This window comes from Pandoraea fibrosis, assembly GCF_000807775.2.
GTDB lineage: Bacteria > Pseudomonadota > Gammaproteobacteria > Burkholderiales > Burkholderiaceae > Pandoraea > Pandoraea fibrosis.
Genome location: NZ_CP047385.1, coordinates 3,609,454 through 3,620,564, shown reverse-complemented (window position 1 = coordinate 3,620,564; position 11,111 = coordinate 3,609,454). Strand labels below are relative to the sequence as shown.

The following is an 11,111-nucleotide window of genomic DNA, read 5'->3' as shown; positions in this document are numbered from 1 at the left end:
CGCCGTGCGCAAATGCCGGAGATTGAGAAGGGAGTTTGGGCGCATGTCGATTCAGCGGTGGCGAGCACGCACGGCACTGGCGTTGGCTGCGGTGGTGCGTTGGCTATCCCGGACGCCGACATTGATTGTCTGGAGTGGCGTCGGGATCTCGGTCATGGTCCTGGCGGTCGCGGTGGCCCTGCTGTACGAGGGACGCTTGCTCGTGCTCGCCCGCGCGTCGGACAACCAGCGCAACATCGTCGAGGTGATGGAGCGCGATCTGGAGTTGAATTTCCAACTCTACGAGGCCTCGCTCGATGCCGTGGTGAAGCTGCTCGCGCGCGCCGACGTTGAGGCGCTTCCCTCTGCGCTGCGCCGTGAGCTGATCTTCGAGCGGGCGGGGGCATCGCGCTACATCGGCTCGCTCGTGGTCCTCGATGAAAATGGGAATATCGTCATCGATGCGTCCAGCGAGATGCCCCGGAATTTCAATTTTTCGGACCGGGATTACTTCACGGTGCACCGCGACGATCCGCATGCCGGGCTGTTCGTGAGCGGGTTCATCCAGTCTCGCCTGCGAGACAACGCCCCGACCATGGTGCTCAGCCGACGCATTACGCGCCCGGATGGCTCGTTCGGGGGCGTGGTGTCGTTGTCCGTCGATATCGAATATTTCCGCAATCTGTTCAATCACATCGAAGTCGGGCGGCAAGGGGTCATTCTGCTGCTGGGCAAGGATGGCGCCATTCTGATGCGTAAGCCTTACGACGCTTCCGTGATCGGGCTCACCATGGCGCAGACCGGGCGCTATGAAGCCATCCCCCCTGGGCGAGACGAGCGGCGTATCTTTCCCATTCGCTTCCTCGGCCGGGACAGCCTGATGTCGCGCCGGTTCTTGAACAACGTGCCGCTCACCCTGATCGTCGTGACGTCGAGCGAAGAGATTCTTGCGCCCTGGCATCAGCGGGTGATCGAGTTCGGTGGTCTGTTTCTCTTGCTCAATGCGGGGTTCGTCGGCGCCTCGATGCTGCTGGCGGCCCAGTTGCGGCGCCGCCTGCGGGCAGAGCAGGAATTGCGTCTGCTGGCCCGCACGGACGGGCTGACCGGGTTGTCGAACCGGCGTTCGCTCGACAGGATTCTCGCCAACGAGTGGCGCCGCATGCGTCGGTCGGGTCGGGCGATGGCGGTGGCGTTCGTCGACATCGACTGGTTCAAGCGCTACAACGACACGCATGGGCATCAGGCGGGCGATGCCGCGCTTGCCGCAGTGGCCGGTGCGATTGCGGCGGCGCTGCAACGCCCGTCCGATGCCGCAGGGCGATATGGCGGAGAAGAGTTCATCGCCGTCATGCCGGACACCGACACGCTCGGGGCGCAGAAAGTGGCGGAGAGCATTCGTCTGGCTGTCGACCGGCTCAACCTCGAGCATGCGTCGAGCGACTTCGGGCATGTCACGGTGAGTGTCGGCGTGGCTTGCCGCTCGCCGCAAGGCAAGGAAGCCGTCGACGTTCTCGTCAAGGCCGCGGACGAGGCGCTCTATCGCGCCAAGGCAACCGGCCGCAACCGGGTCATCGTGGCCCCGAAGGACGACACCGCGCCGAATGGCTAATTCATAGGAATTGTCCGATGGTGCTGACGGCATCCGTACGTATTTCTCGCCGATGCCAAATTTCTTTCCTTCCAAACTCCCTTCGCTGGATTTTTCAAGTCATTGATTTTTAGTCGAATTTTCCGCCTGAAGATCACCGTCAATGCGATGCTGCCTCGCTTGCCAGCGTCCGCCTACACATCTTTCAGATATCGCCGATTCGCCGGATGAAACCGGCTATCTACAATCGATTTCAACAAGTTCGGTGCCAGTTACCACAGCACGGACGGCAGTCGAGGAGGTTGTCATGGCGAAGCGTATCCCCCCAGCGCGGAAGTCGTCTCAGGACAGGACGGTGGACGCAGGGGCGCAGCACGAGCAGCACGCACTGACGCATGAAGACGGTGACGCCGAGACGAACGGCGCGCAAGCGTCGGCGCCGTCGTCATCGGAAAGCGCTGCGGATGCACAAACGCACGAAGCCCGGCAGTCGGCGGCTCGCGATGCGCAGACGGCGCATGCTCAGACGCAGAACGATCCGGCATGGCTGGGCGCCTCCGATGCGAAGCAACGCAAGATGGGCAAGGGCGACACGCAGGTTGGCGGTGGTCACGGGTATGCCCCGGAGATCGCGCACGGCGAGGAGAGCGGTTACGGGCCGGCGAATGCTGCGCCGGGCGCACATCCCCGCTTTGGCCGGCAAAGCGCATACGGCCCGCATGACGACTACGCAGGTACTGGCCGCGACGCTTTGGACGCCGTCTCACCCGTCAGGAGTCCGTCGCAATCGCGACACGTCGACTGGCCAGAGGGTACGCAGGGGGCTGAAGCGTCACCTGAGCGCAACGATAGTGAACGCAAAGCAATGTCAGGCGAGGCCGGGCAGGCCACAGGGAGCAAGGGCCGTGGTGGCGACGAAGCAGGGCACGCGAAGACGAGCGTGAGGGGCAAGCCGCAAGAGATGGCAAATGCCACCGTTCACGCCCGCTCGCGTGGCCCGTCGTCCACCGACATCGCAGTTCGCGACGCCGTTCGCCTTGCGTTATCGCAGGCCCGCGATCTCGACGTCTCGCACGTCGATATCTCGGTGGCATCCGGACTGGTGTTGCTCACGGGCCATGTCCCCGAGCGCTGGATGCAGCATGTGGTGCAGACGGTGGTCTCGAAAGTCGCCGGTGTAAGTGGCGTGGACAACCGGCTGCACGAGCGGCGCGACAAGGCGATGAGCCGTCCGGGCGAGAGCCAGGAAGGTCACAAGATCTGACGGACAGCACGCGGTTTAGGACATCCGGAGATCCGGGGCGCGGGAGCGTGGTTTCGCATGACTCGCGCACTGGATTCCGAAGCAAGGCAGGACCGGGTATCTCCGGGTGAGAAGAGGGTTCACCAATGACTCGGTCGTCGCAGGGTGCCGCACGCTCGCGTGCAGGAGGTGACACCCAAGGCAGCAATGCCACCGATGTGACGACTCAATTTCGGGAGGTCAACAATGAAACAATCGAATCTGCTCAAACTCATCATGGCGGGCGCACTTGCAACGACGGGTATCGCTGCCCATGCCCTCGATCAGGGCGGCATCATCAAGATCGCCGATAACTCCGGCGCCAGCGGCGTCATGAGCGACACCGGCCGCAAGATCGACGATTCGGCGCTGACTGCAAAGGTCAAGGCCGAGCTGCTCGCCAAGAAGGACGTGCCGTCGACGAAGGTTCACGTGACCACGCATCAGGGCGTCGTGCATCTGACCGGCTCGGTACCGCAGTCGGCGCAACGTACCCTCGTGGTCGACACGGTCAAGGGGGTTGACGGTGTGGTCGACGTCAAGGACGACATCAAGGTAATGAAGTAACGCGGATTTCGCCACGTCGATGGCGCGAATTCCCGCGCCTCGACTTCACTGGACGAAGGAGACAATCATGACTATGCAAACCGGTCGAGGCCCGATGGCCCAACCAGGCGCGCGCATCGTAGGTGCGTCCCATAAGCTGCCTGACGGCCCCGGGCCGTCGGTGATGGCCGCCGACACGCTCGACGCCGAAGACGTTGTGAACCCTGCCGGCGAGAGCCTTGGCAAGGTCAAGCACATCATGCTCGATGTGCAACGCGGTACGGTGGCTTACGCCGTGCTGTCGTTCGGCGGCTTTCTCGGCATGGGCGACAAGCTGTTCGCCATTCCGTGGCACGCGTTGCAGCTCGACGTCGAAAACAAGCGCTTCATTCTCGACATCGACAAGGAAGCGCTCAAGAAGGCGCCGGGCTTCGACAAAGATCACTGGCCGAGCATGGCCGACCTGCATTGGGCCGAGCAGGTGCACACGTATTACACCGTCGACCCGTATTGGCATTGAGCCGCGAGAAATTTTGCTCATGCCGAGACCCATTGAAATCTGCCGGCTGACGCAGGCCCCCGGCCTGTATGCACATTTGCCTGAGCCTTACGACCCAGGCAAGCCGCCGGGGACACCGCCGCCGAAGACCCCTCCCGACGAGGACGAACCGACGCCGATGCCCCCGCCTGACAGACCGCTGGATCCTCCAGTGGAAGAGCCGCCGCTTCGGCCTCCTGGTAAATACGTTGCCGTGGAAAGTGGGGAGTGCGGGGCATAACGGCTCTGGTGCGCACGCACTGCTAATGGTCGGATCGGCAAGGGAGGAAAGTCATGCTTGGCACCATCTTGTTGATTGTTCTGATTCTGTTGTTGATCGGCGCGATACCTGCGTGGCCGCACAGCCGAGGGTGGGGCTACTACCCGTCCGGCGGTCTGGGGCTTGTCGTTGTGATCGTGCTGGTACTGGTGCTCATGGGGCACATCTGACGCCGGCGATACTCGCCTGATGCGATTCGCCGGTATGACCGAAGTTTCACCAACGGCCTCCGCCTGACCTCGGGGGCCGTATGCAAGGAGACACCGCCATGCCTTATCGTCAGACTCACGATCTGCCGGCAAGCGTCAAGGATCACTTGCCGGCGCATGCCCAGGAGATTTACCTCAAGGCGTTCAATTCCGCCTGGGACGAGTACCGCGATCCCGGCGAGCGTCGTGGTCATGAATCGCGCGAAGAAACGGCACACAAAGTGGCCTGGACCGCGGTGAAGTCGACCTACGAAAAGGACGAAAAGTCCGGTCAGTGGCACGCGAAGAAGTCGCATCACTGATCGGCATTTCCGGGAACGGCGCACATGCCATGGCGTCATCGGCTGCCCGTCGCATGCAGAAATAGGCCGTTCACCGTTGCCCCCCAATACGGTTGCCTCCGGTTCCCGCAGCCGGAGCGCAACCGTAGCTTACCGGCCCACCCACTGGGCCGGTTTTTTTATGGGCACGGCGGATCTACCGGGCAGGATTGGGTCGAGGCGGCATGTCTATTGCGTTGCAAGGTGAAATTTGCCATTTCGAGGAGAGTTGCGCGTCAGTGTGAAGTTTTGATGATGTTGCGTTGCAGCGCGCTCGCTGCAGGATTGGTTCGTCTGGCGTAAAATCGGCATCCTTGAACGGGGCTGCTCCGATGGTTCGACATCGATCGACATTGGTAGCCGGTGCAGTACCCGATGCCGTTTCCTTTGCCGTTGCGGGCACCCGCCGTCCCGCAGTGGCTGTCATCCCGAATCCCGATGAGTGCCCCCCAAATTCTGCCTGCTGAGGCTGCCGAAGCAGTGCCTCAGTCGTCCATTCCCGTCTGGCTTTCGTTCGTGGCGCTCGCCATGGGCGGCTTCGGTATCGGAACGGGCGAATTCGTCATCATGGGTCTGTTGCCCGATGTAGCCCACGGTCTGAACATCACCATCCCGCAAGCCGGACATGCGATCAGCACCTATGCGCTGGGTGTCGTGATCGGTGCGCCATTACTCGCCGTGTTGGGGGTGCGCTTGCCGCGTCGCGCGTTTCTGATTGCGCTCATGGCGATGTTTGCCGTCGGCAATCTAGCGAGCGCGCTGGCGCCGAACTATCTCGCGCTGATCGTGCTGCGCTTTCTCAGCGGTTTGCCGCACGGCACCTATTTCGGTGTCGCGGCACTGGTCGGGGCGTCGCTGGTGCCGCCGCATCGCCGTGTTCACGCCGTGGGGCAGGTCATGCTCGGTCTGACGCTGGCGACGCTCTTCGGTGTGCCGTTGGCCGCCGGCCTCGGTCAGTGGCTCGGATGGCGTGCCGCGTTCGTGCTGGTCGGCATCATTGGCGCCATCACGACAGTGATGGTCTGGCGCTGGGTGCCGAATGCTCCGGCACCGCACGGGGCGAGCCCGTTGCGCGAGTTGAATGCCCTGCGCAACTCGCAGGTGTGGCTTACGTTGGGCATCGGCGCCATCGGTTTCGGCGGCATGTTCGCCGTGTTCAGCTATATCAAGCCGACGCTCATGCAGGTGGCGGGTGTCCCCGAAACCTGGGTGCCGTTCTATCTCGCGCTGTTTGGCGTGGGGATGGTGGCGGGCACCGTCGTGGGGCCGCGTCTGGTGGCAGCGGCATCGCTGATGCGCGCGATCGGCGGCACACTGATCTGGTCGGCGCTCCTGCTCGGCGCGTTTACCTTCACGTCGGCAAGTCCGTGGCTGGCGGGTGTCAACGTGCTGGCCATCGGCACCATCATCATCATCGGACCGGCCTTGCAGATTCGTCTGATGGATGTCGCGGGGGAAGCCCAGACACTGGCGGCGGCGCTCAATCATTCGGCATTCAATATGGCCAACGCCGCCGGTGCGTGGCTCGGTGGCGTGGCGATTTCTGCCGGTTACGGCTGGACGTCGACCGGTTGGGTCGGTGTCTTGCTGTCCTGTGCCGGCATGCTGATGTTCTTCTGGGCGCGGCACGATGCCCGCCGGAAGGCGCGATAACACAGGCCCTGCATCGCGAACATCGCGACGAAAGCGAGCGGATACGCCCACCAGATCCCGGTGAGTCCGGCGATCCGCTCGAAAACCAGCGCGGCGGGCACTTCGATCCCCAGTAGCCCGACGACGCCAAGCAACATCGGTATCCACACCTTTCCACTCGCCCGCATGGCGCCGACCATGATCGCCGTCATGCCCATCAGCATGACGCTCCACGCCACGATATAGAGCAGGTGCGTGGCGAGCGCGAGTACCGTCGGGTCCGTCAGAAAGCCGCGCATGATGGTGGGGGCGGCAAGACAGACCAGCACGATCAGACTTCCCGTCAAGACGAGGTTGCAGAGAAAGCCGGTGCGCACGATGGCGCCGATGCGTTCGCTGCGACCTGCGCCAATGGCGTGTGCGCAGAGAATCGATGCGGTAATGCCCAGCGTCATGACGGGGAGTTGTAACCAGCTCATCACCTGGGTGACGGCGCCGTAGGCGGCGGTGGCGTTCGCGCCATGGCGATTGACCATGCCGAGGAGTGCCATTTCGGCGATGGCCATCGTGAACATCTGCAGGGCTGCCGGCACTCCGATGCGCAACATGCCGCGTGCCAGTGCCGGATTCCAGCGAACGGCGCGCCACAGATCCCGATTGGGCGCGAGCGGGTGTGATTTGCGACGCCAGTCAGTCGCCATCCACAACAGCGCAATGGCGAAGGCAAGCAGTGTCGACGCCGCGGCGCTGGCAACGCCGAGCCGGGGGAAGGGGCCCCACCCGTAGATGAACGCTGGCGTGAAGCCGAGCGAGAGCATCGTCGCAATCAACAAGGTGAAGAGCGGCGAGATCGCGTCGCCCGTGCCGCGACTCATGGAGGTCGTCAGCCAGAGCAAGAACACGATCGGCATGCCGATGAGCATCCAGCGCGCGTAGTCGGTTGCGGCGTCGAACACGCTGGCGGGCGTGCCGAGGGCCCGCATGAGCGGTGTGGCGAACAGGCCGCCGGCGACACTGATGACGGCACCTGCCACGCACATCATCACAAGCGCGGTGCCGGCGATGTTTCTCGCCCGGGCCAGGTCGCGTGCGCCCCACGCCTGTCCGATCATGACCGTCGCACCGGCCGACAGGCCGATCACGATAGCCAGCAGAAAGAAAAAGACGGGGAAGAACGCCGAGACCGCAGCGATCGCGTCGATGCCGATCAGGTGGCCGAGGTAGATGCCGTCGACCGTGCCCGCAATGGATTGGAGCGCATTGGTCAGCATCATCGGCACGGCGATCATGAGCCACGTGCGCCAGAGTGGCCGCGGCGGCGCTGGAGGTGTGGAGATTTGTTGCGTCATGGTCTGAGTTTCCTGAGTCATGTCATGAACGGAAAGGGGATACAAACGACAGGCAAAGCGGTGCCCTATCCGGGGCGGCGGGCCGCCCGGTGAGCAGTGAAATCAGGGAGTCGGGGCGTGATGCACGCCCCTGGTCGGTCGGCTTGAGATCGGCTTAAGTCAAAGCCGCCTCATGTTGCCTCAAGCCGCCTTAGGCGGCGTCGACAAGATCGTCCGTGGACGCGAGTCGCAGCAAGTGGGTGCGGACGTCCTCAGGCCAGCCGGCGATGCGAGTGCCCAACGCGTCGATGTCGTGAGCGAAGAGCGCACGCGACGCTTCTTCGAAGTCGGGCAAATCGCCCGCGATGGTGGACATGAAGCTGTAGGCCCGCTCCTGTGCGCGCCGCAGCAGGTCTCGCCCAGCGTGCTTGCGACGTGCCTCGTCCACCAACTTGCGCAACACGACGGACGCCCCGCCCGGTTGCTCCGACAGCCAATCCCAGTGGCGCGGCAACAACGTGATTTCGCGCGCGACCACGCCGAGCTTGGGGCGGCCTCGCCCTTTGGCCGGCGCCTCATCGGGTACGGCCGGTGCCGCGCTTACTGTCGGCGTGGGATACCGCGCCCGAATGTCGGCCGCCGAGCCGCGCACGTCGACATCGCGCGTGTCTCCGGTCAGGTTGTCGAAGATCAGGACGCAAGCGTGAGGATCGGCAATCATCGCCTGTTGAAAGGCAATGGCCGCATCGGCGAGCGAGCCCGACGCGATACGACGCATGTCGCGAAAGACGGTATATCCGAGGGAATGGGCGGGCACAGAAGACTCCGGTAGCGATAGCAATTGTCGGTACCGGCGAATATTACCCGGGTGTTATTTGAATTGCAATATCACCCGGGTAATATTTTTGAGAGGTGGGAAAGCTGTTGAGACGGTATGTCAGGCCGTCAGGGCAACGCCGCCGCTCAGACGTTCGAGCACGGTGGCGCGCACGGCGCTCGGCGCGTCGTCGAGCAGCGCGGGCCATTTGGCCTGCGCTTCGCGCACGGTTTCACGTGCAATGGCCGTCAACCGGCTGACGCGCAGCAGCCCGGCACCTCGGAGCAGACCTTCCAGCGCGTTCCAGTCGAAGGCCCGCAACGTCTTGTCGATGGCCCGATTCACACCGTAGTGAGATTCGGGGACATCGTGGAAAAAAGCGGCAACGCAGACCGGGTCGTAGACCGGTGCCAATTGCGGCGTGTGGGCGTCGGGATAGGTCAGCGCCCAGTTCTTGAGATGGGCGTCGGTGTTGCCGAGCAGGATGAAGGCAATCAGGCGTCGCAGGAACTCGCGCACATCGCGCACAGGTTCGCCGGACAGTTGGTCGAGCACCCGCAACATCGTCGAGTAGTCGATATCGAGCCCGCGACCGTACTTGCTGCGTGGCGGATATTGCAGCACCTGCGCGAATTCCTCCATGTGTACGCGCCGCCCGTCGGGCAGCCGGTCGAATCGAGGCACGGCGAGAATATGCTCGAACGGCACCTGCTCCGGCAAGTCGGCATCGCGTCGCGAAATGATCTCGGCCTTCGCGCAATCCAGCTCGAGGGCTTCGCACAGCCGATACCCCGTGAACTCGTTCTCGACGAGATCCGGATGACGTGTCGTCGGCAGCTTGAGAATGACCGAGCCCGCGCGCCCCTGGCGTTTGACGATGTAGCGACGTCCGTCGCGAATCGCGGAGAACTTGGTCACCACACCGGGTAATGAGGCGGCGTCTTCCACCGGGGTGTCGACGAAACCCGGCTCCACCATTTCGAGGCCGAGGGCCGTATGCCAGCGGTGTACGACATCCGGCACGCCCTCGCGCGCGGGCACAGGCTCGACTTCGAGCGCGCCCATCAGATCGTGACCGGCGGCGGCGAGCAACTCGAATTCGTCGTCCGGACTGCAGCGGCGCTCGGCTGCCAGGCGTTCGCGGTTATGACCCTCTGGCAGCAGATTTTCGAAATATACGGGCCAGCGGCCGTCGGTGCGCACCAGACGCGCATCTTGTGGCGACGCGAGAATCTCCCGCGTCGCGGTCTCATTGGCACCGCGATACGCCAGCGAGAGCACCGGCCGTTGCGCATCGGCAATGTAGTCCTCGTCGAACGACATGCGCAGTATGTCGCCGTATTGCGACAGATAGCCGATGGCCCGACGTGTCCCGTCGGGCATGTGCAGATAGGCGCGCAGATATTTGATGTTCATAAGAAGAGATCCGGGAGCCAGCGCGGGAAAGCGGATTAGCGAGCGAGCGTCTCGACGATGGAAGGCGGTGCGGAAACGCCGCTGGGCTGTGCGAGGTATTTACCGCCAGAGCGAAGAAAGGCTTCGACTTCCTGACGCAGGCTGGCCGGTACGAGCATGGGTTCGAGCCCAAGAGCGCGCGCCATTTCCAGCACGGTCGACATGCGCGGGTCGAGCGCGCCGGACTCCATTTTCTGTACGGTCATGCGCGACAATCCGGCCCGATCGGCGAGTTCCGCTTGTGTCATGGCGGCATCTTTGCGGGCCACCACCAGTGATTCCATGAAGCTCATGATGATATGCTTTTGTCAGGAAATGATGCTTTATCTTAGCATTTCATTTGGCACATTTCACGAAAAAGATAACAATAAATATCTTTCGTCAATAAAAGATAATAGTTATTAGCATCAATCTTCCCGGCCAGCCTGAACCTTGCCTCGCGACGCTTTGACGCGGGAGCGGCCTTGCTTGGCATCCCGGCGACGCATCTGGCTACCGAGGGTGGGGCGTGTCGGCACGCGGCGGCGCGGCGATACGGCAGCGGCATCGACCAGCGCTTGCAGGCGTGCAAGCGCATCGGCCCGGTTGAGTTCCTGAGAGCGATGCTGCTGTGCCTTGATGACGATGATGCCGTCCTGAGTGATGCGATGATCCAGGCGCGACAGCAGCCGGAATTTGACGTCGTCGGGTAAGGACGAGCGCATCACGTCGAAGCGGAGATGGATGGCGCTGGAAACTTTGTTGACGTTCTGACCACCGGCGCCTTGCGCGCGCATGGCTGTGAGTTCGACGTCTTCGGGAGCGATAAGAATGCGACGGTTCATGAGGCAAGGATAACGTTCTCGCTGTCCTGCCTACAAGCATGCTGGACCGATGGCGCCGGAATTCATCTCCGGCGCCATCAGAACAAGGCGTGCCCTACGTGTCAGCGCGGTGCGGCAACCACAACGAACTGGACGGTCGTGCCTGAGTAGACGGGCTGATACCACGTCCCGCCGCAGTGTTGATAAGCGACGTTATTGACCACGGTGCTCACGCAACTGGGCGGTATCGAGGCAACCGTCGAGCCGATGATCGCGGCCGAGACACCGATGGTGACTGCCGCTGCCACGGGGTCATACCATCCTCCGCCCCAGT

The 11,111-nt window shown here is 63.0% G+C and carries 13 protein-coding genes; 7 read left to right on the top strand and 6 right to left on the bottom strand.

Going from position 1 to position 11,111, the window contains the following annotated elements:
- The first annotated feature begins 43 nt into the window (after positions 1 to 43).
- The 7 genes from PI93_RS15930 to PI93_RS15900 all read left to right on the top strand — a co-directional run bounded on the left by PI93_RS15930 (position 44) and on the right by PI93_RS15900 (position 6,395).
- Positions 44 to 1,588, top strand: a complete 1,545-nt coding sequence (locus PI93_RS15930) for a sensor domain-containing diguanylate cyclase (protein WP_052241005.1) — start codon at positions 44 to 46, stop codon at positions 1,586 to 1,588.
- 286 nt (positions 1,589 to 1,874) lie between these two features.
- Positions 1,875 to 2,831, top strand: coding sequence for a BON domain-containing protein (locus PI93_RS15925; protein ID WP_158453295.1), 957 nt, complete (start codon positions 1,875 to 1,877; stop codon positions 2,829 to 2,831).
- A gap of 225 nt (positions 2,832 to 3,056) precedes the next feature.
- Positions 3,057 to 3,416: a BON domain-containing protein gene (locus PI93_RS15920; protein WP_039374448.1), complete on the top strand. Its 360-nt coding sequence runs from the start codon at positions 3,057 to 3,059 to the stop codon at positions 3,414 to 3,416.
- Positions 3,417 to 3,483: 67 nt separating this feature from the next.
- Positions 3,484 to 3,915: a PRC-barrel domain-containing protein gene (locus PI93_RS15915; RefSeq protein ID WP_039374449.1), complete on the top strand. Its 432-nt coding sequence runs from the start codon at positions 3,484 to 3,486 to the stop codon at positions 3,913 to 3,915.
- A 312-nt stretch (positions 3,916 to 4,227) separates the two neighbouring features.
- Positions 4,228 to 4,383, top strand: coding sequence for a DUF3309 family protein (locus PI93_RS15910; protein ID WP_039374450.1), 156 nt, complete (start codon positions 4,228 to 4,230; stop codon positions 4,381 to 4,383).
- 98 nt (positions 4,384 to 4,481) lie between these two features.
- A complete protein-coding gene (locus PI93_RS15905; RefSeq protein WP_039374451.1) occupies positions 4,482 to 4,724 on the top strand; it encodes a ChaB family protein in 243 nt (80 codons plus the stop codon).
- 456 nt (positions 4,725 to 5,180) lie between these two features.
- On the top strand, positions 5,181 to 6,395 hold the full coding sequence (locus PI93_RS15900; RefSeq protein WP_039374452.1) for an MFS transporter: 1,215 nt from the start codon (positions 5,181 to 5,183) through the stop codon (positions 6,393 to 6,395).
- Here the strand turns inward: PI93_RS15900 and PI93_RS15895 are convergent.
- From PI93_RS15895 to PI93_RS15870, 6 genes are all read right to left on the bottom strand, one after another.
- On the bottom strand, positions 6,293 to 7,723 hold the full coding sequence (locus PI93_RS15895) for an MATE family efflux transporter (RefSeq protein ID WP_080759425.1): 1,431 nt from the start codon (positions 7,721 to 7,723) through the stop codon (positions 6,293 to 6,295). The genes PI93_RS15900 and PI93_RS15895 overlap by 103 nt on opposite strands.
- Before the next feature lie 190 nt (positions 7,724 to 7,913).
- The gene (locus PI93_RS15890) at positions 7,914 to 8,480 is read right to left on the bottom strand and encodes a DUF2239 family protein (RefSeq protein WP_052241006.1); all 567 of its coding nucleotides are present in this window, start codon (positions 8,478 to 8,480) and stop codon (positions 7,914 to 7,916) included.
- A 159-nt stretch (positions 8,481 to 8,639) separates the two neighbouring features.
- A complete protein-coding gene (locus PI93_RS15885) occupies positions 8,640 to 9,935 on the bottom strand; it encodes a type II toxin-antitoxin system HipA family toxin (protein ID WP_039375686.1) in 1,296 nt (431 codons plus the stop codon).
- A 35-nt stretch (positions 9,936 to 9,970) separates the two neighbouring features.
- Positions 9,971 to 10,267, bottom strand: a complete 297-nt coding sequence (locus PI93_RS15880; RefSeq protein ID WP_039375688.1) for a helix-turn-helix transcriptional regulator — start codon at positions 10,265 to 10,267, stop codon at positions 9,971 to 9,973.
- Between the two features lie 114 nt (positions 10,268 to 10,381).
- Complete coding sequence (arfB, locus tag PI93_RS15875; RefSeq protein ID WP_039375690.1) at positions 10,382 to 10,798, bottom strand: alternative ribosome rescue aminoacyl-tRNA hydrolase ArfB; 417 nt, start codon at positions 10,796 to 10,798, stop codon at positions 10,382 to 10,384.
- Between the two features lie 101 nt (positions 10,799 to 10,899).
- Positions 10,900 to 11,085, bottom strand: coding sequence for a hypothetical protein (locus PI93_RS15870; protein WP_039375691.1), 186 nt, complete (start codon positions 11,083 to 11,085; stop codon positions 10,900 to 10,902).
- Positions 11,086 to 11,111 lie beyond the last annotated feature (26 nt).